Annotated in this window: 22 protein-coding genes; 10 read left to right on the top strand and 12 right to left on the bottom strand. The window is 71.6% G+C overall.

The genetic code is table 11. The annotated features are described in order from the left end of the window. Nucleotides 1-164 precede the first annotated feature (164 nt). Nucleotides 165-1,973, bottom strand: a complete 1,809-nt coding sequence (locus tag ACH47Z_RS27340; protein ID WP_399078104.1) for an ABC-F family ATP-binding cassette domain-containing protein — start codon at nt 1,971-1,973, stop codon at nt 165-167. A 156-nt stretch (nt 1,974-2,129) separates the two neighbouring features. Here ACH47Z_RS27340 and ACH47Z_RS27335 point away from each other — a divergent pair, with 156 nt between their 5' ends. After that, nucleotides 2,130-2,726 (top strand): Uma2 family endonuclease, encoded by a 597-nt coding sequence (locus ACH47Z_RS27335; protein WP_399078102.1) that lies wholly within the window; start codon nt 2,130-2,132, stop codon nt 2,724-2,726. 11 nt (nt 2,727-2,737) lie between these two features. On the opposite strand, the gene ACH47Z_RS27330 is transcribed toward ACH47Z_RS27335, so the two are convergent. From ACH47Z_RS27330 to rsmI, 6 genes are all read right to left on the bottom strand, one after another. Beyond that, entirely contained in the window at nt 2,738-3,631 is an 894-nt protein-coding gene (locus ACH47Z_RS27330) for a 4-(cytidine 5'-diphospho)-2-C-methyl-D-erythritol kinase (protein WP_399078100.1), read from the bottom strand. Beyond that, complete coding sequence (gene rsmA / locus ACH47Z_RS27325; RefSeq protein WP_399078098.1) at nt 3,628-4,497, bottom strand: 16S rRNA (adenine(1518)-N(6)/adenine(1519)-N(6))-dimethyltransferase RsmA; 870 nt, start codon at nt 4,495-4,497, stop codon at nt 3,628-3,630. The genes ACH47Z_RS27330 and rsmA overlap by 4 nt, the downstream gene beginning before the upstream one ends. Before the next feature lie 44 nt (nt 4,498-4,541). Then, nucleotides 4,542-5,957, bottom strand: coding sequence for a ubiquitin-like domain-containing protein (locus tag ACH47Z_RS27320; protein WP_399078097.1), 1,416 nt, complete (start codon nt 5,955-5,957; stop codon nt 4,542-4,544). Between the two features lie 119 nt (nt 5,958-6,076). Further along, on the bottom strand, nt 6,077-6,973 hold the full coding sequence (locus ACH47Z_RS27315; protein ID WP_399078095.1) for a TatD family hydrolase: 897 nt from the start codon (nt 6,971-6,973) through the stop codon (nt 6,077-6,079). A gap of 47 nt (nt 6,974-7,020) precedes the next feature. Next, complete coding sequence (locus tag ACH47Z_RS27310; protein ID WP_399078093.1) at nt 7,021-7,440, bottom strand: hypothetical protein; 420 nt, start codon at nt 7,438-7,440, stop codon at nt 7,021-7,023. Nucleotides 7,441-7,688: 248 nt separating this feature from the next. After that, on the bottom strand, nt 7,689-8,537 hold the full coding sequence (rsmI, locus tag ACH47Z_RS27305; protein WP_399078090.1) for a 16S rRNA (cytidine(1402)-2'-O)-methyltransferase: 849 nt from the start codon (nt 8,535-8,537) through the stop codon (nt 7,689-7,691). 126 nt (nt 8,538-8,663) lie between these two features. Between rsmI and ACH47Z_RS27300 the strand changes: the two genes are divergently transcribed. Further along, the gene (locus ACH47Z_RS27300) at nt 8,664-10,412 is read left to right on the top strand and encodes a dolichyl-phosphate-mannose--protein mannosyltransferase (RefSeq protein ID WP_399078088.1); all 1,749 of its coding nucleotides are present in this window, start codon (nt 8,664-8,666) and stop codon (nt 10,410-10,412) included. Nucleotides 10,413-10,443: 31 nt separating this feature from the next. Here ACH47Z_RS27300 and ACH47Z_RS27295 read toward each other — a convergent pair whose 3' ends face one another. Beyond that, a complete protein-coding gene (locus ACH47Z_RS27295; protein WP_399078086.1) occupies nt 10,444-10,998 on the bottom strand; it encodes a hypothetical protein in 555 nt (184 codons plus the stop codon). 255 nt (nt 10,999-11,253) lie between these two features. Here ACH47Z_RS27295 and ACH47Z_RS27290 point away from each other — a divergent pair, with 255 nt between their 5' ends. Next, nucleotides 11,254-12,924: a penicillin-binding transpeptidase domain-containing protein gene (locus ACH47Z_RS27290; protein WP_399078084.1), complete on the top strand. Its 1,671-nt coding sequence runs from the start codon at nt 11,254-11,256 to the stop codon at nt 12,922-12,924. On the opposite strand, the gene ACH47Z_RS27285 is transcribed toward ACH47Z_RS27290, so the two are convergent. After that, the gene (locus tag ACH47Z_RS27285; RefSeq protein WP_399078082.1) at nt 12,925-13,263 is read right to left on the bottom strand and encodes an SsgA family sporulation/cell division regulator; all 339 of its coding nucleotides are present in this window, start codon (nt 13,261-13,263) and stop codon (nt 12,925-12,927) included. Nucleotides 13,264-13,422: 159 nt separating this feature from the next. On the opposite strand from ACH47Z_RS27285, the gene ACH47Z_RS27280 reads away from it, so the two are divergent. The 6 genes from ACH47Z_RS27280 (at nt 13,423) to ACH47Z_RS27255 (ending at nt 18,426) form a co-directional block, all read left to right on the top strand. Further along, nucleotides 13,423-14,478: an energy-coupling factor ABC transporter permease gene (locus ACH47Z_RS27280; RefSeq protein WP_399078080.1), complete on the top strand. Its 1,056-nt coding sequence runs from the start codon at nt 13,423-13,425 to the stop codon at nt 14,476-14,478. Between the two features lies 1 nt (nt 14,479). Further along, the gene (cbiQ, locus tag ACH47Z_RS27275) at nt 14,480-15,241 is read left to right on the top strand and encodes a cobalt ECF transporter T component CbiQ (protein WP_399078078.1); all 762 of its coding nucleotides are present in this window, start codon (nt 14,480-14,482) and stop codon (nt 15,239-15,241) included. Then, on the top strand, nt 15,229-16,008 hold the full coding sequence (locus ACH47Z_RS27270; RefSeq protein WP_399078076.1) for an energy-coupling factor ABC transporter ATP-binding protein: 780 nt from the start codon (nt 15,229-15,231) through the stop codon (nt 16,006-16,008). Before cbiQ ends, ACH47Z_RS27270 begins: the two co-directional genes overlap by 13 nt. A gap of 103 nt (nt 16,009-16,111) precedes the next feature. Beyond that, complete coding sequence (locus ACH47Z_RS27265; RefSeq protein ID WP_399078372.1) at nt 16,112-16,606, top strand: MarR family winged helix-turn-helix transcriptional regulator; 495 nt, start codon at nt 16,112-16,114, stop codon at nt 16,604-16,606. A 106-nt stretch (nt 16,607-16,712) separates the two neighbouring features. Next, nucleotides 16,713-17,159: an organic hydroperoxide resistance protein gene (locus ACH47Z_RS27260; RefSeq protein ID WP_399078073.1), complete on the top strand. Its 447-nt coding sequence runs from the start codon at nt 16,713-16,715 to the stop codon at nt 17,157-17,159. 88 nt (nt 17,160-17,247) lie between these two features. Beyond that, the gene (locus ACH47Z_RS27255) at nt 17,248-18,426 is read left to right on the top strand and encodes a serine hydrolase domain-containing protein (RefSeq protein WP_399078370.1); all 1,179 of its coding nucleotides are present in this window, start codon (nt 17,248-17,250) and stop codon (nt 18,424-18,426) included. A 48-nt stretch (nt 18,427-18,474) separates the two neighbouring features. Here the strand turns inward: ACH47Z_RS27255 and ACH47Z_RS27250 are convergent, their stop codons facing one another. Together ACH47Z_RS27250 and ACH47Z_RS27245 are read right to left on the bottom strand one after the other, a co-directional pair. Beyond that, nucleotides 18,475-18,750: a DUF1876 domain-containing protein gene (locus ACH47Z_RS27250; RefSeq protein ID WP_399078071.1), complete on the bottom strand. Its 276-nt coding sequence runs from the start codon at nt 18,748-18,750 to the stop codon at nt 18,475-18,477. A gap of 84 nt (nt 18,751-18,834) precedes the next feature. Further along, a complete protein-coding gene (locus ACH47Z_RS27245; RefSeq protein ID WP_399078069.1) occupies nt 18,835-19,722 on the bottom strand; it encodes an NAD(P)-dependent oxidoreductase in 888 nt (295 codons plus the stop codon). A 420-nt stretch (nt 19,723-20,142) separates the two neighbouring features. On the opposite strand from ACH47Z_RS27245, the gene ACH47Z_RS27240 reads away from it, so the two are divergent. Continuing rightward, nucleotides 20,143-21,624, top strand: coding sequence for a hypothetical protein (locus ACH47Z_RS27240; RefSeq protein ID WP_399078067.1), 1,482 nt, complete (start codon nt 20,143-20,145; stop codon nt 21,622-21,624). A 113-nt stretch (nt 21,625-21,737) separates the two neighbouring features. On the opposite strand, the gene ACH47Z_RS27235 is transcribed toward ACH47Z_RS27240, so the two are convergent. Next, nucleotides 21,738-22,250 (bottom strand): YbaK/EbsC family protein, encoded by a 513-nt coding sequence (locus ACH47Z_RS27235; protein WP_399078065.1) that lies wholly within the window; start codon nt 22,248-22,250, stop codon nt 21,738-21,740. Nucleotides 22,251-22,281: the final 31 nt, after the last annotated feature.

The following is a 22,281-nucleotide window of genomic DNA, read 5'->3' as shown; positions in this document are numbered from 1 at the left end:
CGGTACTGACAGCACACGGGCCCGGATCCGGCGCTGTTCCCAAGGGAGGACCGGCCCGTGATGCCGCCGTTATGCGCCTTCACGCCCCCTTCACGCGGCGCACGCAACAGCCCTGCGCGCGGCCTGAATCGATCCGCGCGCAGGGCTGTTTCAAGAGGCGGACCCTACGCGTCCTCCGCCAACTCCAGCCAACGCATCTCCAGTTCCTCGCGCTCCCCGGCCAGATCGCGCAACTCGGCGTCCAGTTCCGCGACCTTCGCGAAGTCGGTGGCGTTCTCGGCGATCCGGGCGTGCAGCCTGGACTCCTTCTCGGAGATCTTGTCCAACTGACGCTCGATCTTCTGGAGTTCCTTCTTGGCGGCGCGCTGGTCGGCGGCGCTCTTCTCGGACGTGGCCGGCTTGGGCGCCGCGGCGGCGGCCTGCGCGGCGACCGCCTCCTCCATGCGCTGCCGTCGCTCCAGGTACTCGTCGATGCCGCGCGGCAGCATCCGCAGGGTGCCGTCGCCGAGGAGGGCGAAGACGCGGTCGGTGGTGCGCTCGACGAAGAAGCGGTCGTGGGAGATGACGATCATCGAGCCGGGCCAGCCGTCGAGGACGTCCTCGAGCTGGGTGAGGGTCTCGATGTCGAGGTCGTTGGTCGGCTCGTCCAGGAAGAGGACGTTGGGCTCGTCCATGAGCAGACGCAGGAGCTGGAGCCGGCGCCGCTCACCACCCGACAGGTCGCCGACCGGCGTCCACTGCTTCTCCTTGTTGAAGCCGAACGTCTCGCACAGCTGCCCGGCGGTCATCTCGCGCCCCTTGCCGAGGTCCACGCGCTCGCGTACCCGCTGCACGGCCTCCAGGACCCGCAAGGCGGGGTCGAGTTCGGCGACCTCCTGGGAGAGATAGGCGAGCTTGACCGTCTTGCCGACGGCGATGCGCCCGGCGGCCGGCTGCTCCTCGCCCTCCGTACGGGCGGCCGCGGCCATGGCGCGCAGCAGCGAGGTCTTGCCGGCGCCGTTGACACCGACGAGGCCGATCCGGTCACCCGGGCCGAGCTGCCAGGTGACGTGCTTGAGCAGCACCTTCGGCCCGGCCTGCACGGTGATGTCCTCGAGGTCGAAGACGGTCCTGCCGAGCCGCGAGGAGGCGAACTTCATCAGCTCGCTGCTGTCCCGGGGCGGCGGCACGTCCGCGATCAGCTCGTTCGCGGCCTCGATCCGGAAGCGCGGCTTGGACGTACGCGCGGGGGCGCCGCGCCGCAGCCAGGCCAGCTCCTTGCGGATCAGGTTCTGCCGCTTGGCCTCCTCGGTGGCGGCGATCCGCTCACGCTCCGCGCGCGCGAAGACGTAGTCGGAGTAGCCGCCCTCGTACTCGTACACGTCACCGCGCTGCACGTCCCACATGCGGGTGCAGACCTGGTCGAGGAACCACCGGTCGTGGGTGACGCAGACCAGCGCCGAGCGGCGGTTCCGCAGGTGGTCCGCGAGCCAGGCGATGCCCTCGACGTCGAGGTGGTTGGTGGGCTCGTCGAGGACGAGCAGGTCCTGCTCCTCGATGAGCAGCTTGGCCAGCGCGATCCGGCGCCGCTCACCACCCGACAGCGGCCCGATGACGGTGTCCAGCCCCTTCGGGAACCCGGGCAGGTCCAGCCCCCCGAACAGCCCGGTCAGTACGTCCCTGACCTTGGCGTTTCCGGCCCACTCGTGGTCGGCCATGTCGCCGATGACCTCGTGGCGGACGGTGGCGGCGGGGTCGAGGGAGTCGTGCTGGGTGAGCACGCCGAGCCGCAGCCCGCCGGAGTGCGTCACGCGTCCGGTGTCGGCCTCCTCCAGCTTGGCGAGCATCCGGATGAGGGTGGTCTTGCCGTCGCCGTTGCGCCCGACGACCCCGATCCGGTCCCCTTCCGACACACCGAGCGAGACGCCGTCCAGCAGGGCACGGGTGCCGTACACCTTGCTGACGTTCTCGACATTGACCAGGTTGACGGCCATTTCACTCCTGTGCGCGGGGACGGTCAGCCTTCTAGCGTAGGGCCTCGGAGGGTGGGGGCGGGGCGCGAGGGGGCGGTCACTCTTTGTGGTGACTTGATCGGGATGCGGCGGCTACCGTGGAGGGCAGGCAGCAGGATCCCGTCCATGGGAGGAACCATGACCGCCGAGTCCGTAGAGCACCGCGTTCAATGGCCGGTGCCGCCGCTGGACGGATACACCGTGGACGACCTGTTCACGCTGCCGGATCTCCCGCCGCACACCGAGCTGATCGACGGGAGCCTGGTTTTCGTGAGTCCGCAGCGCCGATTCCACGGGAACGTGGTTGACCTGCTCGTCTTCGGCCTGCGCAGCAGTGGCCTGCCTGCCGAATTCAGGGTCAGCCGGGAGATGACCGTGATCCTCGACAGGCGCAACGGCCCCGAACCCGATGTGAGCGTGATCCGGACCGACGCAATCACCGGGCCGGACCAGACGAGCTACCAGGCCAGCGACGTACTTTTGGCCGTCGAAGTGGTGTCCCCCGAGTCCGAGTCCCGCGACCGCACGACCAAGCCGCAGAAATACGCCGCCGCCGGAATCCCGAACTTCTGGCGCGTCGAGGCGAGCGGGACGAACGGCAGGCCCATCGTCCACGTCTACGAAATTGACCCGCTCACACAGGCGTACGTCCACATGGGCATGCATCGCGACCGCATCAAGGTCGACAAGCCGTACCCCATCGACATCGACCTGACGGCGATCGACGAACTCTGAGGGCCTGGCCCTCAGACCACCGTCGCCCCCGCCACCGGCCCTGCCGCCGTCCGCACGCTGCGGCAGGTGCCGGACGCCCGCAGCGCCGCCGCCACCTTCTCCGCCGTCTCGGCATCCCGCGCGAGGAACGCCGTCGTAGGCCCGGAACCGGAGACCAGCGCAGCCAGCGCACCCGCCCCGCGCCCAGCCGCCAGCGTGTCCGCAAGCTCCGGGAACAGCGACAGCGCCGCAGGCTGAAGGTCATTGGACACAGCCGCCGCCAGCGCCTCCACGTCCCCCTTCGCCAGCGCCTCCAGCAGCTCCGCCGAAGCCACCGGCTCCGGAATCTCCCGCCCCTCGGCCAGCCGGTCGAACTCGCGGAAGACCGCCGGGGTCGACAGCCCCCGCTCGGCCATCGCGAACACCCAGTGGAAGGTGCCGCCGACCTCGAGGACGGTCAGCCGCTCGCCCCGCCCGATGCCGAGCGCGGCGCCCCCCACTAGGCTGAACGGCACATCGCTGCCCAACTCGGCGCACACGGCCAGCAGTTCCGCGCGGGAGGCGCCGGCGTTCCACAGGGTGTTGCAGGCGAGCAGCGCGCCCGCGCCGTCCGCGCTGCCGCCCGCCATGCCGCCGGCGACCGGGATGTCCTTGTCGATGTGGATGTGCACGGCCGGTTCGATGCCCCGGCGCGCGGCGAGGGCGATCGCGGCGCGCGCGGCGAGGTTGGTGCGGTCCAGGGGGACCTGGCCGGCGTCCGGGCCCGCGCAGGTGACGCGCAGCTCGTCGGCCGGGGTGACGGTGACCTCGTCGTACAGGCCGACGGCGAGGAAGACGTTGGCGAGGTCGTGGAATCCGTCGGGGCGCGCGGCGCCGACCGCGAGCTGGACGTTGACCTTGGCCGGGACCCGTACCGTGACGCTCACGTGCCGCTCTCCTTGTGTTCCGCGATCCGCGCGAACTCCTCCACCGTCAGCGACTCCCCGCGCGCCTGCGGCGAGACCCCGGCCGCGACCAGGGCGGCCTCGGCGGCGACGGCGGACCCGGCCCAGCCGGCGAGCGCGGCCCGCAGGGTCTTGCGGCGCTGCGCGAAGGCCGCGTCGACGACCGCGAAGACCTCCTGCCTGGAGGCCGTGGTCCTGATCGGCTCGGCCCGCCGGACCAGCGAGACCAGCCCGCTGTCGACGTTGGGCGCGGGCCAGAAGACGTTGCGGCCGATCGCCCCGGCCCGCTTCACCTCGGCGTACCAGTTGGCCTTCACGGACGGCACGCCGTACACCTTGTTGCCGGGTCCGGCGGCGAGCCGGTCGGCGACCTCGGACTGCACCATGACGAGGGTGCGCTCGATGCTCGGGAAGGTGTCGAGCATGTGCAGCAGCACGGGGACGGCGACGTTGTACGGCAGGTTCGCCACCAGGGCCGTCGGGGCCGGGCCGGGCAGTTCGGCGACGTGCATCGCGTCGGAGTGGACCAGCGCGAACCGGTCGGCGCGCTCCGGCATGCGCGCGGCGACGGTGGCGGGGAGGGCCGCGGCGAGTACGTCGTCGATCTCGACCGCGGTGACCCGGTCGGCGACCTCCAGCAGCGCGAGCGTGAGGGACCCGAGCCCCGGCCCGACCTCCACGACCACGTCGTCGGGGCGGACCTCGGCGGTACGGACGATACGACGGACCGTGTTGGCGTCGATCACGAAGTTCTGGCCGCGCTGCTTGGTGGGACGGACACCGAGCGCGGCCGCCAGCTCACGGATGTCGGCGGGACCGAGGAGGGCGTCGGGGGTGGGGCTGCTCACGGGACAAGGGTACGGGGCGGTACGACCTGCCCGGCCGCGGGCGGTCAGCCGTGCAGCCGTGCCCCGCAGTGCGGCCATGGTGTCGCACCCCGCCGTACGTACAGCTTCTTCGCGCGGAACGTCTGTTCCTCGGCCGATGCGTCCTGGGGGCGGCCGCTGCCGCCGAGGCTGTGCCAGGTGTGCGTGTCGAACTGGTAGAGGCCGCCGTACGTCCCCGAGGCGTCGACCGCGGCCGGGCGGCCGCCGGACTCGCAGGCGGCGAGGCCCCGCCAGTTCAGGTGGTCGGCGCCGCCCACGGAGACCGGCGGCTTCTTGGTGCCGACCCGCACGATCTGCGGGCGCGGCTTGCGCACCACCTCGGAGGTCTCCCGGCGCGGTTTCTCGCGGACCCCGTTGACGGTGCGCAGCAGGTAGGTGTCGCGCCGCAGGCCCGGCTGCCCGGGCTGGGCGACGACCTCGGTGCCCTTGAAGAGGGAGGGGTCCTCGGTGCGCCGGACCTCGAACGGGATCTGCTCCTCGCGGACCTCCCGGGTGCCGCTGACCCGCAGAACGGTGACCGTCTGCCCGTCGCGCGGGAAGCTGTCCGGCGGGACGGAGGTGGCGTCCTGGCCGCGCAGGGTGATCCCGGCCTCCTCGACGGCCTCGCGGACGGTGGCCGCGTTGGTGCGGATGGTGCGGGTCCGGCCGTCCGCCATGATCGTGACGGCGCGCTCGGTGCGTACGTCGAGCGCGAGCCCGGCGCGTCCGATGGCCTGGGAGCGCGAGGTGGACAGATACGCGCCCTCGGCGCGCACTCCCAGTTCGTTCAGCGCCCCCTCCACTGTGTGCGCCGTCGTCCACACCTCGCGCCGTTCGCCGTCCAGGGTGAGCCGGACGGGGCGCCCGTAGCGCACGGCGACGGCGTCGCCGCTGGCGAGCGCCGTGCCGGGGGCGGGCACGACCATGTCGTGCGCCGCCACGCGTACGCCCTCGTCGGCGAGCAGCTCGCGCACGTCGCCCGCGAAGGTGTGCAGGGTGCGCTGCCTGCCGTCGACGGTCAGCTCGATCGCCTTGTCCTGGGCGATGAACGCGGTGGTGCCGCCGGCGAGGAAGGCCACGACCAGCGCCTGCGGCAGCAGGCGGCGCACGGCGGACTCCGGGCGCTCGGCGCAGCGCGCCCTGCGCCGGCGCGCGGCCCGCCCGCTCACTCCGGCGGGCACCTCCGCGCCGTACCCCTCTTCCTCTGGCACTTCTTCCGGCACACTCCCGGCCCGCGCGACGCCGACGCCCCCGCCTCCCCCCGCGCCCCGCCGGGGCAGCACCGGCTCGGTGACGAAGTACGCCTGCGCCTCGTAGGCGGGCCGGTAGGTGTCCTTGTGGCCGTCGTACACGCCGTACGGCAGGGTCTCCGCGCTGTGCACGGACACGTCACCGCCGTACGGCTCATGGGTCTCGACCGTCTCGTACTGCGACTTGCTCACGCCGACACGCTCCAGGGGGTGCCAGAGGGGTCCGGATCGGGCCCCCAGAACCTAGCGGAGCGGCCGTCACTCTCCAAAGCGACGCGACTACGTACTGTTGCCCGTACGCGCGCGTGTGCTCAGTAGCCGAAGGCGCGCGCGGTGTTGGCGCCCAGGGCGTTCGCCAGCGTGTCCTCGTCGATGCCGCGCACGGCGGCCATGGCGCGCACCGTGACCGGGATGAGGTAGGGCGCGTTGGGCCGGCCCCGGTAGGGCGCCGGGGTCAGGAAGGGCGCGTCGGTCTCCACGAGGACCAGTTCCAGCGGGGCGACGGCGAGGGCGTCGCGCAGGTGCTGGGCGTTCTTGAAGGTGACGTTGCCGGCGAAGGACATGAAGTAGCCCTCGCGGGCGCAGATCTCCGCCATCCCGGCGTCGCCGGAGTAGCAGTGGAAGACGGTGCGCTCGGGGGCGCCCTCCTCCTTCAGCACGCGCAGGACGTCGGCGTGGGCGTCGCGGTCGTGGATGACGAGCGCCTTGCCGTGCCGCTTGGCGATCTCGATGTGGGCGCGGAAGGACCGCTCCTGGGCCGCCTTGCCCTCGGGCCCGGTGCGGAAGTAGTCCAGGCCCGTCTCGCCGACGCCCTTGACCTGGGGCAGCCCGGCCAGCCGGTCGATCTCGGCGAGGGCCTCGTCCAGCGCGGCGTCACCGCCCGCCTCACGGGCGCCCTGCCTGGACCAGCCGTCGGGGTCGCCGTGGACGATCCGCGGGGCCTCGTTGGGGTGCAGAGCCACGGTGGCGTGGACGCTGTCGTACGCGGCCGCGGTCTCGGCGGCCCACCGCGAGCCCTTGAGGTCGCAGCCGACCTGGACGACGGTCGTCACGCCCACCGACGCGGCCTTCGCGAGGCCCTCCTCGACCGTGCCCGACTGCATGTCGAGGTGGGTGTGGGAGTCGGCGACGGGCACCTTGAGGGGTGCCGGCAGCGGCGGGGCGCTGTGCTTGTCGTCCTTGGTGCTCTGGCCGGCGTTCGAAGGCATGCCCCGATCCTACGAAAGGGGCATGCCTTCAGCGGCCGGAGCCCGGCTCAGCCGGCCTTGCGCTGGAACGGGTGCAGGAGATCCGACAGATGCCAGTGGTGCGGCTCCCGGGGCACGGCGGGCACCGCGGTGGGCGCACCGGGCACCTGGGGCGCCTCGACCGGGCCCGCCAGCGGCACGCTGTGGTGCTGCGAGGCACCGCGCACGGACGACACCTGCCCCGCGCGCATGATCCGCACGACGTGACCGTCGCAGTTGTGGCAGCTGGGCCGGCTCAGCGGCGACGGCACGATCCGGCCGTCCGCCACGTACAGCACGAAGTCCTGCCCGTCGGCGTCCGTGTGGTGCTCTATCGCGTACGACTGCTCCCAGCCGTGCCCGCAGCGCATGCAGGCGAACGAATACGACTCGTGAACGACGGCTGTGGCCGTACCACGGAGGCCGGTCTGCCCTGCGATCTCGCTCATGCCAGCTCCTCTGGTCCGCTGGACGAGGGACGGTTGTGCGTCCCTTCGACCAGTGGACGCCTTCACCGGCGCGGACGCAGCAGGGCTGTCCAGTGTTGGAGGCGATTTGGCGCTTCCTTGCCGAACATGCCCCGTTCGGTCCCGTTTCCCTTTGCCATCGGCGACAGTCTTTTGCCGTCCCATGGCCCGTCCGCTCACCCGAGAACGCCCCTGCTCAGAGGGGGTTTTCCGGCAGGCCGGAGGCAGCCTCAGCCGGTGGAACGCTTTGCGGCGACCACGGCATCGAACACGACTCTCTTGGGCACCCCCGCCTCCACGGCCACGGCCGCGATCGCCTCCTTGCGCCGCTCCCCGGCCTCCTCACGCGCGCGTACCCGCCGCACCAGCTCCTCCGCGTCGAGTTCCTCGGGCCCGGCCTCGGGCGCTCCCTCGACCACGACGGTGATCTCCCCGCGCACCCCCTCCGCGGCCCACCGCGCCAGCTCGCCCAGCGGACCGCGCCGTACCTCCTCGTACGTCTTGGTCAGCTCGCGGCAGACGGCGGCCCGCCGCTCCGTGCCGAAGACCTCGGCCATGGCGGCGAGGGTGTCGTCGAGCCGGTGCGGGGCCTCGAAGTACACGAGGGTTCGCCGCTCGTCCGCGACCTCGCGCAGCCGGGACAGCCGTTCGCCCGCCTTGCGCGGCAGGAAGCCCTCGAAGCAGAAGCGGTCGACGGGCAGCCCGGACAGGGCGAGCGCGGTGAGCACGGCGGACGGGCCGGGCACCGCGGTGACCCGGATGTCCTTCTCGACGGCGGCGGCGACCAGCCGGTAGCCGGGGTCGGAGACGGACGGCATGCCGGCGTCGGTCACGAGCAGCACGCGCGCGCCGCCGAGCAGCTCCTCGACCAGCTCCGGCGTGCGGGCGGACTCGTTGCCCTCGAAGTACGACACCACGCGCCCCTTGGGCGTGACGCCGAGCGCCTGGGTGAGCCGGCGCAGCCGCCGGGTGTCCTCGGCGGCGACCACGTCGGCGCCGGCCAGCTCCTCGGCGAGCCGGGGCGGCGCGTCCGCGATGTCGCCGATGGGGGTACCTGCCAGGACAAGGGTTCCAGTCACACCCCCATCCTCCCAGCCCCCGGCCACCGTGCGGCCCGCCCCCGCAGCGGTCGGAGAGTGACCGCTTCCCGACCGGTACCGCACATGCACGGGACTCGCACAGATCGGTTCCCTACCATGGCGCGGGTGACCAGTACCGCGTCCTCCATGGACCTCCGGCAGGGCCAGGCGCCGCACGATCAGCGTCCGGCGTGGCAGCAGCGGCTGCGCCGATTCGGGTACGTACCGGGCAAGGACGCGCCGTCGGGCGACGTACGCGACCGGCTGGTGCCCCCGTACGCCGAGCCCAGCCCGCGGCTGTGGCAGGCGCTCGGTGTGCCGCCGGTCCTCGCCGGGCGGATCGTCCGCTGGTCGGCCTGGGGCGGTCCGCTGCTGGTCACGCTGATGGCGGGCCTGATGCGGTTCTGGAACCTGGGCAGCCCGCGCGCGGTGATATTCGACGAGACGTACTACGCCAAGGACGCGTGGGCGCTCGTCCACCGCGGTTTCGAGGTCAACTGGGACAAGAACGCCAACGATCTGGTCCTGCGGACGCACGGCCATCTCGCGATCCCGACGGACGCGTCGTACGTCGTGCATCCGCCGGTCGGCAAGTACGTCATCGGGCTCGGCGAGCTGGTCTTCGGGTTCGACCCGTTCGGCTGGCGGTTCATGACCGCCCTGCTGGGGACGCTGAGCGTGCTGCTGCTGTGCCGGATCGGGCGGCGGATCTTCCGCTCGACGTTCCTCGGCTGCCTCGCGGGCGCGCTGATGGCGGTGGACGGCCTGCACTTCGTGATGAGCCGGACGTCGCTGCTGGACGGCGTGCTGATGTTCTTCGTGGTGGCCGCGTTCGGCTGCCTGGTCGTCGACCGGGACCGGTCACGGACGAGGCTGGCCGCGGCCCTGCCGGTGGGCGCCGACGGCCGGGTCCGCCCGGACGCGCGCGTGGCCGACACGTTCCGCTTCGGCTGGCGCCCCTGGCGCTGGGCCACCGGGCTGATGCTGGGCCTGGCGATCGGCACCAAGTGGAACGGCCTGTACATCCTGGCGGCGTTCTGTGTGATGGCGGTCCTGTGGGACGTCGGCGCCCGCAGGACGGCCGGCGCTTATCACCCGTATGCCGCAGCTCTCAAGTACGACACCGGCCTCGCCTTCGTCGCGACCGTTCCGGTGGCCATCGCCGTCTACCTGCTCTCCTGGCTCGGCTGGATCCTCTCCCCGACCGACGGCACCGGCGGCTACTTCCGCAACTGGGCGGCCACCGACGGCAAGGGCGGCAGCTGGACCTTCCTGCCGGACTGGCTGCGCAGCCTGTGGCACTACGAGCACGAGGTGTACAAGTTCCACGTCGGGCTGACCTCCCCGCACACCTACCAGTCCAACCCGTGGAGCTGGATCGTGCTGGGCCGCCCGGTGTCGTACTTCTACGAGTCCCCGAACCCCGGCGCCGACGGCTGCCCGGCGGACGCGGGCCAGAAGTGCGCCCGGGAGGTGCTGGCGATCGGCACACCGCTGCTGTGGTGGGCGGCCTGCTTCGCGATCCTGTACGTGCTGTGGCGCTGGGCGTTCCGCCGCGACTGGCGGGCCGGCGCCGTCGCCTGCGGCATCGTGGCCGGGTACCTCCCCTGGTTCCTGTACCAGGAGCGGACGATCTTCCTCTTCTACGCGGTCGTCTTCCTGCCGTTCCTCTGCCTGGCGGTGGCGATGCTGATCGGCGCGATCATCGGCCCGCCGGACTCGAGCGACACCCGCCGACTGGTGGGCGCCTCGGCGGCGGGCGTGCTGGTCCTGCTGATCTCCTGGAACTTCATCTACTTCTGGCCGCTCTACACCGGCACGTCCATCCCGATCGACTCCTGGCGGTCGCGGATGTGGCTGGACACCTGGGTGTAGCCGGACGGATGTGCCTCGACCCGTCGCCCGGTCACTGGGAGTCGTAGGCCTTGACGCTCACTGCCGGGCCGTCGGAGTACCTGGCGACCGCGCGGGCGGCGGCACCGGTGACCTCGACGACCGCCGTACCGTCGGCCGGGACGCGGACGAGCCCTCCGATGGGGGTGACGGAGATCGCTTGCTGCGTCTCGCCCTCGGCCGGCTGGTCGTACACGAGGTAGGCGACCCGCACCGCAACCGCGAAGGCGTCGGTGTTCGTCACGCGCACGGCGGTGAAGCGGGAGAACCTGCTCACGGCGCGCCCGGCGGCGTCCAGCGGCTGGGTGGTCACCGGGTGGATGCCGGCCCGGGCCTTGGCCGGGGCCAGGTGGGCAACGGTGACGCGAACGTCGTAGACCTGGTGCTCGCCGGGCCCCGAGAAGCGCAAAATGTCGTAACCCCACCCGTAAGGAACCGCCAGACGGCCGCTGTCGCTGCCGTAGACGGTTCGGACCCGCACCCCTGGCAGCTGGTGACCGTGCCGGTCGAGCGCGGTGAGCGCCAGTACGGGGACGACCGTGTCGCTGTTGGTGTTCCTGATGGACAATGTCTGGCTGATGTAGTTGTCGCCGTTTTGCCGGTGGTATGTGAACGTCAGCGCGTTCTCGTCCGGCTCGGATGACGACTTGGCCGTGCTGACCGCGACGGCGAGAATCGGCGCGGGCGGCCCGATTGTCGCAACCGTGCTACGGAATTCCGGCTGACGTCACCCTCAAAGGCGGGGACTTTAAGGTGTTTGCCGTCGTTGGGGAGTGTGAAGGGGCGGCGGGGACCCTGGGGAAGGCACGGAGGAACTGAGGCTGTGGGCAACAGAAGGCGCGTCGCCGAGCGACGGAAGACGACCCGACCCGCCGTGCTGGGCGGGGTGATCGCCGTGGTCGTCGCCGGCACCGGGTTCACTGTTTACGCGCTGACCGGCGGCGGGGCGGCGGCAGACCAGCGCACCTCCGCCGCGGCCGGCCACAAGGCCGTCAAGACCGGCCCGCTCAGCGCCGCCGAGGTCCGCGCGGCCTCCACGCGGTTCCTGACGGCCTGGCAGCAGGGCCGGGTCTCCGAGGCGGCCGCCGCCACGACCGACGCCCCGGACGCGACCACGTCACTCACCGGCCTCACCAAGGACGCCCGCCTGAAGGGCGTCACGCTCACCCCGGGCGCGGCCACGGGCCCGAAGGTGCCGTTCTCCGTCAAGGCGACGGTGTCGTACGACAAGCTCAGCAAGCCGCTGGCGTACGGCAGTTCGCTCACCGTGGTGCGCCGGGCGAGCGACGGCAAGCCGCTGGTCGACTGGCACTCCTCGGTCCTCCACCCCGACGTGCAGGACGGCGACACGCTCGTCACCGGCGAGTCCGGCACTCCGCCCGTCAAGGCCCTGGACCGCGACGGCGGCGAGGTGACGACCGCCAAGTACCCGTCGCTGGGCCCGGTGCTGGACGGGCTGCGCGAGAAGTACGGCAAGACGGCGGGCGGCAAGGCGGGCATCGAGCTGCGCGTGGTGCGCGGCAAGGCCTCACAGAAGGCCCAGTTGTCCGACAAGACGCTCGTGACGCTGAGCGAGGGCACGCCGGGCACGGTGAAGACGACGCTCGACCCGACCCTCGAGGCGGCCGCCGAGCAGCAGGTGGCCAGGAAGTCGCAGGCGTCGGTGGTGGTGCTGCGGCCGTCCACGGGCGAGATCCTCGCGGTCGCCAACAACGGGCACGGCTTCAACGTCGCTTTCCAGGGCTCCCTCGCACCCGGCTCCACGATGAAGATCGTGACGTCGACGATGCTGTTCGAGAAGAAGCTCGTCACCCCGGACGCCTCCCACCCCTGCCCCAAGACGTACAAGCTCGCGGGCTGGACGTTCCACAACGACGCCGACTCCGAGATCAAGAAGGGCACGTTCAAGCAGAGCTTCGGCGCCTCCTGCAACAACGCCTTCATCGACTTCGCGCCGAAGCTGTCCGACGACGACCTGACCAAGGAGGCCCAGCAGGTCTACGGCCTCGGCATGGACAACTGGGCCATCGGCGTCCCGTCGTTCGACGGCTCCGTGCCGGTGCAGAGCGGCGCGCAGATGGGCGCCTCGCTGATCGGACAGGGCGGGGTGCGGATGAACCCGCTGAACATGGCGTCGGTGGCGGCGACGGTCGAGGCGGGCGCCTTCCACCAGCCCTACCTGGTCTCGCCCTCGGTGGACAACCGCACGCTGGCGAAGGCCACGCGCGCGATGTCGTCGAACACCCAGGGCCAGCTGAAGGACGTCATGCGCTTCACGGCGGACTACGGCACCGCCGCCAAGGCGATGGCGGGCATGAGCGGGGACTACGGCGCCAAGACCGGCTCCGCCGAGGTCGACGGGCAGAAGAAGCCCAACGGCTGGTTCACCGCCTACCGGGGCGACCTCGCCGCCGCGGGCGTGGTCCAGGCGGGCGGCCACGGCGGCGACACGGCCGGACCGATCGTGGCGGCCCTGCTGAAGATGGGCGGCTGATCAGCTCCGTACGGGTTCCGCGGTGTAGGTGCGGCGCAGGAACCTGAGCAGTGCCTTCGACTCGAACTGCACCACCTCGACACCGTTGTCGGAGTGGAACTCCACGACGGCCTGCACGCGCCCGCACGGCCACACCCGTACGTCGCCGCTCTCGGCCGGTGCCCGCAGTCCTCGTTCCAGCAACGCGCGCGAGAAGGTCCACTCGTGGGTGCCGGGCAGATCGACCCGCACCGATCGTGGATCACTGTCGGGGTCGTACCGCAGCACCACGGGTACGGCCCCAGGGTCCTCCTCGTCCGTGACGATGTGGGCGCGGGCGTACTGTTCGACCACAGACATCGGACCGCCCTCTCACGCTGAGTCACCATGAGCGGAAGCCGTTCGTCCGCCTCCTCTCCAATGTGCCATATTTTCCGGTTTGCGCTTCCTGGGGCTACAGACAGCCCGCGATAGCTTCGTTCTTGCAAAGCTTTCGCAACAAGCCGTTAAAATCGAACCGTGCATGTACCTGACGGATTCATCGACGCCCCGACCTCCGCGGTCACCGGAGTGGTCGCCGCCGGCGCCCTCGCGGTGAGCCTGCGCGGTGCCCGCAGCGAACTCGAGGAGAAGGCGGCTCCGCTGGCCGGTCTGGTGGCGGCGTTCATCTTCGCCGTCCAGATGCTCAACTTCCCCGTGGCGGCCGGAACCAGCGGTCATCTGCTGGGCGGAGCGCTCGCCGCGATCCTCGTCGGCCCGTACACGGGCGTGCTGTGCGTGTCGGTCGTCCTGCTCATGCAGGGCGTGCTGTTCGCGGACGGCGGGCTCACCGCGCTCGGCGTGAACATCACCGACATGGCGCTGGTCACCACGGTCGTGTCGTACGCCGTCTTCCGCGCCCTGCTCACCGTCCTGCCCCGCAAACGGCGCTCGGTGACCATCGCGTCCTTCGTCGCCGCGCTGGTCTCCGTGCCGGCCGCCTCCGTCGCCTTCACACTGATCTACGCCGTGGGCGGCACCACGGACGTCTCCCTCGGCAAGGTGGCGACCGCGATGATCGGCGTCCACGTCCTGATCGGCATCGGCGAGGCGGTCATCACCGCGCTCACGGTGAGCGCCGTCATCGCCGTACGCCCCGACCTGGTGCACGGCGCGCGCGGCCTGCGGCAGCGGCTCAAGCTGCGTGTGAACGGCGCGCTCGTGGACGCTCCCCCCGCTCCCACGGCCCTCACGGCGCCCGTGACGGCGCGCACCTCCCGCCGCGCGCTGTGGGTGACGGGCCTGGTCACCTCCCTCGTCCTCGCGGGCTTCGTCAGCTTCTACGCCTCCGCGAACCCTGACGGCCTGGAGAAGGTCGCGCACGACCAGGGGATCGACAGGAAGACCGAGAAGCACGCGACGGCCGGCTCCCCGCTCGCCGAGTACGGCGTCAAGGACGTCTCCGACGCCCGGCTCTCCGGTGGCCTCGCGGGCGTGATCGGCGTCGGGGTCACGGTCGTGGCGGGCAGCGCGGTGTTCCGGGTGGTGCGCCGGCGCCGCGACACCGAGGTCTCGCCTGTGAACACGGGTCTGTGACGTGGGCGCGGGACACACCCACCGGCTCTACCGGCACGCGCACTCCCCCGTGCACGCCCTGCCGCCGCACACCAAGCTCACTGCCGCCTTCCTGTTCGTGCTGGTCGTGGTGTCCACCCCGTGCACGGCGATGTGGGCGTTCGCGCTGTACGCCGTCCTGCTCGCGTACGTCGCGCACCTCGCGCGCGTGCCCGCCGGTTTCCTGCTCGAACGGCTCCTGCTCGAGGTGCCGTTCGTGGCGTTCGCTGTGCTCATGCCGTTCGTGGCGGAGGGCGAACGCGTGCATGTGCTGGGCCTCTCGCTCAGCGTGAGCGGGCTCTGGGGCGCCTGGAACGTGCTCGCCAAGGGCACGCTCGGCGTCGCCGCCTCCGTGCTGCTGGCCGCCGGCACCGAGCTGCGCGAACTGCTGCTGGGCCTGCAGCGGTTGAAGCTCCCGCCGCTGCTGGTCCAGATCGCGTCCTTCATGATCCGCTACGGGGACGTCATCACGGACGAGATGCGCCGGATGCGGATCGCGCGTGAGTCGCGCGGCTTCGAGGCGAGGGGCGTGCGCCACTGGGGCGTGCTCGCCAAGTCCGCCGGCGCGCTGTTCATCCGCTCCTACGAGCGCGGGGAGCGCGTGCACCTGGCCATGGTGAGCCGCGGGTACGCGGGGGCGATGCCCGTCATCGACGAGGTCACCGCGTCCGGCGCGCAGTGGCGGTACGCCCTCACGCTCCCCTGCTCCGCCCTCGTCGTCTGCCTGTTGGGATGGATCCTGTGACACCCTCGTTGGAAGTGGCCGGACTGGCCTTCGCCTACCCCGACGGCCACCAGGCCCTGTTCGGCGTCGACTTCAGCATCGCGCACGGTGAACAGGTCGCGCTGCTCGGCCCGAACGGCGCCGGCAAGACCACCCTGGTACTGCACCTCAACGGCATCCTGAGCGGCGGCACGGGCACGGTCACCGTGGCCGGACTGCCGATCGGCAAGCAGCACATGGCCGCCGTACGGCAGAAGGTCGGCATCGTCTTCCAGGACCCGGACGACCAGCTCTTCATGCCGACCGTGCGCGAGGACGTGGCCTTCGGCCCGGCCGCCGCCGGCCTCAAGGGCGCGGCCCTGGAGGAACGGGTACGGCACGCCCTGGAGCGCGTCGGCATGCGGGACTTCGCCGACCGGCCGCCGCACCATCTGTCCTTCGGCCAGCGCCGCCGGGTCGCGGTGGCCACCGTGCTCGCGATGGAACCGGAGATCCTCGTCCTGGACGAGCCCTCCTCCAACCTCGACCCGGCCTCCCGCCGCGAACTCGCCGACATCCTGCGCTCCCTGGACGTCACGGTCCTCATGGTCACCCACGACCTCCCCTACGCCCTGGAGCTGTGCCCCCGCTCCCTGATCCTCAGCGACGGCGTCATCGCGGCCGACGGCCCGACCGCAGGCCTCCTCTCCGACGAGAAACTGATGCGGGCACACCGACTGGAGCTGCCGTTCGGGTTCGATCCGCGGGCGGAGGCGGGGTCGGGGACGAGCGCGCCGGGGCGGGCCTGAGGGTTGGGGGGGCGTTTGCGCGGGGCGCGGGGCGTGCCGGGGCGCTCGCGGTGGACGTGCGTGCTTGGGGTGTGCGCTCCCGGTGGTGAGGGCGTCCGTGAGAATGGGGCGTGTGACGCCTCAAGACGACCGTGACGACGAAGGGTCCGCCGGGTCACCGCTGCTGGACGACCAGCTGTGCTTCGCGCTGTACGCCGCACAGCGCGCCGTGACGGCCGCGTATCGTCCACTTCTGGATGACCTCGGGCTCACCTACCCCCAGTACCTCGTGCTGCTGGTCCTCTGGGAGCACGGCGAGACCAGCGTGAAGGAACTGGCGCGCGCCCTGCGCCTGGACTACGGGACCGTCTCGCCGTTGCTGAAGCGGCTGGAGGCGGCGGGTCTGGTGCGCAGGGAGCGCGCGGCGGGCGACGAGCGCTCGGTGCTCGTCGCATGCACCGGGCGCGCGGAGGAACTCAGGGAGCGCGCGACACGCGTACCCGGCGCGCTGCTCACCACGACGGGGCTCAGCGCCGACGAGGTGGCGCGGTTGCGCACCGAGTTGTGGAAGCTCACCGAGCGCGCGGACACGGCGGCCGACCGGCACCGGGCGTCCTGAACTCGCGTTACCCGCGGTTGCACACCCTGACCGCATTCGCTGACCTACCGGCCGGTACCTTGTGCACGATGTATTTGTGCGCCACTTGTTCTGTGGAAGGCCGGCCATGACCGAGGACTCCGCCGTCGACACCCGTCCGACGAAGATCATGTACGTCGCCGAGGCCACCGCCCACGGCGGCCGGGACGGCTATGTCACCAGCCAGGACGGCCAGCTCGCGCTGAAGGTCGCGATGCCCCCGCAGCTGGGCGGCGACGGCAACGGCACCAACCCGGAGCAGTTGTTCGCGGCCGGTTACAGCTCCTGCTTCCACAACGCGCTGATCCTGGTCGGCAACCGCGCGGGCTACGACCTGACCGGCTCCACGGTGGCCGCGAAGGTCGGCATCGGCCCGAACAAGCAGCGCGGCTACGGCCTCGCGGTCGCCCTCAGCGTCTCCCTGCCGGTCCTGGACGCCGACCTGGCGACCAAGCTGGTGGACGCGGCCCACGAGGTCTGCCCGTACTCCAACGCCACGCGCGGCAACATCGACGTAACGATTCTGCTGGGCTGATCCCACCGAGGAATCGCAGGCGCACAGTCGGCGTTGCACGCACTGTCGCAGGCGATGGACAGTGCGGGAAAGGACGGCGGACGTGGGCGTGGACGTGAACGGCACTGTGGCCGAGGGCTTCGAGCCGGTCAGGGAGGCGTTCGCCGCGAACTTCGCACTGCTCGGGGAACGCGGAGCGGCGGTCGCCGTGTACCGCGACGGGCACAGGGTCGTCGACCTGTGGGCCGGCGCGAAGAACGTCGATGACGCGCTCGGCACGGCCGACGAGACCCCCTGGGAACGCGGGACCGCGCAGATCGTGCGCTCCGCCACCAAGGGCGTCGCCGCCGCCGCGCTGCTGCTCCTGCACCAGCGCGGCGAGCTGGACCTGGACGCCCCGGTCGGCACGTACTGGCCCGAGTACAAGGCGGCGGGCAAGGAGCACACCCTCGTCCGGCACCTGCTCGCCCACCGTGCGGGCACACCCGTGCTGGACCGCCCGCTGACCCCCGCCGAGGCCGCCGACCCCGACCTGGGCGCCGCGGCGGTCGCCGCGCAGGCGCCGGTGTGGGAGCCGGGCACGGACCACGGCTACCACGCCCAGACCTACAGCTGGCTCACCGGCGAACTGATCCGGCGGATCACCGGCCGCCCGGTCGGCGCGTGGATCGCGGACGAGATCGCCGCACCCGTCGGCGCGGATCTCTGGCTCGGCCTGCCGGAGTCGGAGCACGCGCGCGTGGGCCGCGTCGGACCGGTCGAGCCGCCCGAGGCCGTCGGCGCGCTCAGGACACGCCCCAAGCGCGCGGTGGCCGAGGCATACGCCGATCCGGACTCCCTGACCCGGCGCGCGTTCGCCGCGATCACCCCGCTGCCCGACGAGAACGACCCCGCCTACCGCGCGGCCGCCCTGCCCGCCTCCAACGGCATCGCCACCGCCGACGGGCTGGCCCGCTTCTACGCGTCGCTCATCGGCGACGTGGACGGCGGGACGCGTCTGTTCACCCCGCAGACGACGGAGCTGGCCCGCGCCGAGCAGTCGGCCGGACCGGACCGGGTCCTGGTGGTCGGCACCCGGTTCGGCCTCGGCTACATGCTCCACGGCAGCGCGTCCCCGCTCCTCTCCCCCGGTTCCTTCGGCCACCCGGGCCGCGGCGGCGCCCTCGCCTTCGCCGACCCGGAGACCGGCGTCTCCTTCGGCTACGTCACCAACGGCTTCAGGAAGAGCGTGACGGCGGACCCGAGGGCACAGGCACTGGTACGGGCGCTGCGCACGGCGCTCGCATAGGCGCACACCCACGCCTTCACGCCCGAAGCTCGCGCCGCGCGCCCGGTGTCACACGTTGATCGGATGCGAGGTCCGCCCGGACTCCGCGTCGATCTCCGTGTGGGCCTTGGACAGCAGTTCCATGGCCAGTTCGTTGAGGGCGCGTGCGCCGGCTATCTCCTCGCCGACCCGGGGCTGGTTGGCGTCGACGTGGTGCCGGGTGGCGTGCCCGTGCGCCCGTACTTCCGAGCCGTCGGCCAAGCGCAGCAGAGCCACCGCGCGCGTGTGCTCATCGTCCTCCAGGAACTCCAACTCGACATGCCATCCGACAGCGGCGTGCATCATGACGACCACCTCCGAAAACCGCTGCTTCCAGGGTGCGCCCCGGCACGGCGGCCGTCATGTCGACACCTGAGGCGACCGCCCGCCCTACTCGCCCTTCTCCTCGAAGCTGGCGAAGTACGCGGCGGCCATGTCCTCGTCCGCGTGGCCCTGGGCGGCGGCGCGGGCGAACCGTTCCGCGGCCGCGGCGGCGACGTCGAGCCGTACCCCGCCCCGCTCACCGGCCTGGACGATGAGCCGGGCGTCCTTCTCCGCGGTGGCCACCGCGAACGACGGCGGGGTCAGCCTGCCGTCGAGCACCAGCGCGGACTTGGCCCGCAGGTATCCCATGTCGAGCGGACCGCCCTCGATGAGGTCGAAGAAGCCCTGCGGATCCACGTCGAGGGCCCGGGAGAGGGCGAGGACCTCACCGGCCGCCGCGGTGGCCGCGAGCACCCAGCTGTTGGCGACCAGCTTCAGCCGGCTGGCGCTGCCCGCGCCGCCGTCGGACCCGGTCCACACGGTCTTCGCGCCGACCGCGTCGAAGACGGGCGCGACCGTCCGCCGCCCCTCCTCCGGACCGGCGGCCAGCACGGTCAGCTGCCCCGCCTCGGCGGGCTCCTTGGTACCCAGGACGGGTGCGTCGTAGAAGACCAGTCCGTGCTCGCCGGCGAAGGCGGCCAGGCCGGTGACCAGCTCGATCCCGGCGGTGGTGCACTGCGCCCACACCGTGCCGGGCCGCAGTGCCGGCGCGGCCTCGCGCATGACGTCCAGGACGGTGTTGCCGTCGTACAGCATCGTCAGGACGACGTCGGCGCCCTCGACGGCCTCGGCGGGTGTGCCGGCGATCCGTGCGCCGTCGGCGGCGAGCGGCTCGGCCTTCTCGCGCGTACGGTTCCACGCGCGGACGTCCAGCCCGGCGCGGCACAGGTTCCGGGCCATCGCGGCCCCCATGATGCCGGTGCCCAGAACACTGACGGTCGGCTTGTCGGTCATTGACGGCTCCCTGTCGTCCGGTGGCTGCCCAGTGGTCCCCCCTACCGGGCTACCACCCGTCTACCCGGCGTGCATCATCAACCCGGTCCCCCACCACCGGCAGACCGGCCGCGGGCTGCCGACATGACCAGGGCGGAGTCCGCCGGGGCCCCTGCGAACCTCCTTGATCCATACCGTAACTTGACTCCACTCGGGGCCATCCGGCCCCCTCGGAAAGGCGACGACCTCGTGGACTCGTCCTCCTCGAACAGACCCCGCCCCGGACGTGCCGTCACAGCAACGGCAGCGCTCGGCTTGCTGATAGCGGCGGCGGGGATCGTCCAGCCGACCGCGGCGTTCGCCGCGACGCAGGACAATCCGCCAGCGGCTCCGACCGACTTGAGCACCTCCCCGGCCACCTCATGCCAAGGCGACACCCTCGTGGGCGACGGCGGCGTCACCCTGTACGCGAAGGTCTCGGACCCCGACGGCGGCACCCTGGGCGCCGATTTCCGTCTGTCGCCGCACGGCAGCGAATCCGGCGACGCGATCGCCGAATCGGACCCGGCGAAGCTGACCATGCAATCCGGCGACACCGCCGTCTACGTCATCCCGAAGGCCACCCTGGCGTCGGCGGCAGGAGGTTCCATCACCGAGTTCGACTGGAAAGTCCGGGCCACCGACTTCCACCGCACCGGCGACTGGTCGACCATCTGCCACTTCTCGTTCGACCCGACGCGCCCCGGTACGCCCGTGATCGCCCAACCGGGGGCGTCCACCGTCGGACAGCCGTTGAGCATCGCCGTCACCGCGCCCGGTGGCGGGACCGTACCGAGCGGCTACCAATACCAGCTCAACGGGGGTGCCCCCGCCCATGTGACTGCTGACGCGTCCGGCAACGCCACCGTCACGGTCACCCCGACCAGCCGCACCAACACCCTGTCGGTCACCAGCCTGTCCGTGGGAGGCAACTTCGGCGGTACGGCGACCATCACCTTCAACTCGGCAGCGCCGTCGACCAATCAGGCAGACGGCGACCTGACCGGCGACAACGTGCCCGACCTGGTCACCGTCGGCGCCCAGAACGGGCTCCCGTCGGGGCTGTGGCTGGCATCCGGCACAGGTGACGGGCACGTCAGCACCTCGCCGACGGACATCGGCGTCAACGGCAGCGGCCTCAACGGCTCGCCTTCGGACTTCGACGGCGCGGCGGTCCTCACGGGACGCTTCACCGGCGGCACCGAACAGGACGTGCTGGTCTACTACCCCGGCGGCAACGACGCGGGCGGCGGCGTGATCACCAAGGGCACCGGAGACGGCTCGCCGCTCAACCCGGTCAGTGGGACCACCGTCAACGTCCCGGCAGGTGCGTTCCAGGACATCAACGGTGACAACCCCGTCCAGCTCTCCAACGCCGGAAACACCTCTGGCGGCAACACCGGGTTCCCCGACCTCATCGGCATCTCCGGTGACAGCGCCAACGGCTACGCCCTGAACCTCTACCCGAGCAGCTCCATCGCCGGCTCCTACCAGTTCCCCGTCGCGCTCAACGTCAGCACACCCGACGGCACCGCGGACTGGAACAACTGGACTGTCGCCACCATGCAGCTGCCCACCACGGGCGGCGGAAGCAGCACCGCGATGTTCCTGTGGAAGAAGTCCACCGGCGAACTCGACCTGTGGAAGAACCTGGCCGCCGACCCCAACACCGGCAACCTCACCTACACCGCCTATCCGGTCGCCACCGGGTGGAACACCGGCGCCGCACTGACCCTGCAGGCAGCCGACGCCAACAGCGACGGCGTACCCGACCTGTGGACCGTTTCCGCAGGAGGTTCGGTCACGGCCAACCTGTTCACCAACCTGTCCACCACCACCCCGGCCACCCTGACTCGGATCACTGAGACCCTCGCCGCCAACTGACGTCAGCCAGACGGTAGATGCGCGTACCGTGTTGGCACGCGCGCGTGCGTACATGTAGCCCGGGATGACAACGCCCTGGACGGCCATGAGCCAGGCGATGTACCCGAGCGGGGTCACGCGGGCTGTTCGCGCACGTCCACCACGGCGGCACCGGCATGGGCCACGAGCGCCTTCGGCTCGATCGGGAAGACGGTGTACGGCGTTCCGGCCGCCGCCCACACCACGTCGTGGGCGAGCAGCGAGCGGTCGGCGAGGACACGCGTACGCGTGCGGTGCCCGAAGGGCGGGACCCCGCCGATGGCGTACCCGGTGGTCTCGCGTACGACCCCGGCGTCGGCCCGGGTGACCTTGCCCGCGCCCAGTTCCTCGCGCACCCGCTCCACGTCCACGCGCGAGGCGCCGTCCATCAGGACGAGCACCGGCACCCCGTCGGCGGCGAAGACCAGCGACTTGCAGATCTGGCTCAGCTCGCACCCGATCGCGGCGGCGGCCTCGGCCGCGGTCCGGGTGGCCTCCGGGAACCGCCGGGTCCGCGTGAGGACGTCGTCCAGCCCGAGCACACGCATCGCTTCGGCGAACCTGGGCTGGGCCCCGGACTCTCCGGTGTCAGTGGCGGTCGTCGTCATGCCGGGCACGCTACGGCATCGCTCCGGCCAC

The sequence above is a fragment of the Streptomyces sp. NPDC020192 genome (genome assembly GCF_044388685.1).
Taxonomy (GTDB): domain Bacteria; phylum Actinomycetota; class Actinomycetes; order Streptomycetales; family Streptomycetaceae; genus Streptomyces.
This window is presented reverse-complemented; position numbering and strand designations above follow the sequence as displayed.

Bases quoted from the DNA above. Each gene is read 5' to 3' on its own strand.
- ACH47Z_RS27250 (WP_399078071.1), bottom strand. From the start codon at position 18,750: ATGATGCACGCCGCTGTCGGATGGCATGTCGAGTTGGAGTTCCTGGAG.
- ACH47Z_RS27335 (WP_399078102.1), top strand. From the start codon at position 2,130: ATGACCGCCGAGTCCGTAGAGCACCGCGTTCAATGGCCGGTGCCGCCG.
- ACH47Z_RS27285 (WP_399078082.1), bottom strand. From the start codon at position 13,263: ATGTCTGTGGTCGAACAGTACGCCCGCGCCCACATCGTCACGGACGAG.
- ACH47Z_RS27245 (WP_399078069.1), bottom strand. From the start codon at position 19,722: ATGACCGACAAGCCGACCGTCAGTGTTCTGGGCACCGGCATCATGGGG.
- ACH47Z_RS27265 (WP_399078372.1), top strand. From the start codon at position 16,112: ATGGGGCGTGTGACGCCTCAAGACGACCGTGACGACGAAGGGTCCGCC.
- ACH47Z_RS27270 (WP_399078076.1), top strand. From the start codon at position 15,229: ATGGATCCTGTGACACCCTCGTTGGAAGTGGCCGGACTGGCCTTCGCC.
- ACH47Z_RS27260 (WP_399078073.1), top strand. From the start codon at position 16,713: ATGACCGAGGACTCCGCCGTCGACACCCGTCCGACGAAGATCATGTAC.
- ACH47Z_RS27340 (WP_399078104.1), bottom strand. From the start codon at position 1,973: ATGGCCGTCAACCTGGTCAATGTCGAGAACGTCAGCAAGGTGTACGGC.
- ACH47Z_RS27235 (WP_399078065.1), bottom strand. From the start codon at position 22,250: ATGACGACGACCGCCACTGACACCGGAGAGTCCGGGGCCCAGCCCAGG.
- ACH47Z_RS27310 (WP_399078093.1), bottom strand. From the start codon at position 7,440: ATGAGCGAGATCGCAGGGCAGACCGGCCTCCGTGGTACGGCCACAGCC.
- ACH47Z_RS27315 (WP_399078095.1), bottom strand. From the start codon at position 6,973: ATGCCTTCGAACGCCGGCCAGAGCACCAAGGACGACAAGCACAGCGCC.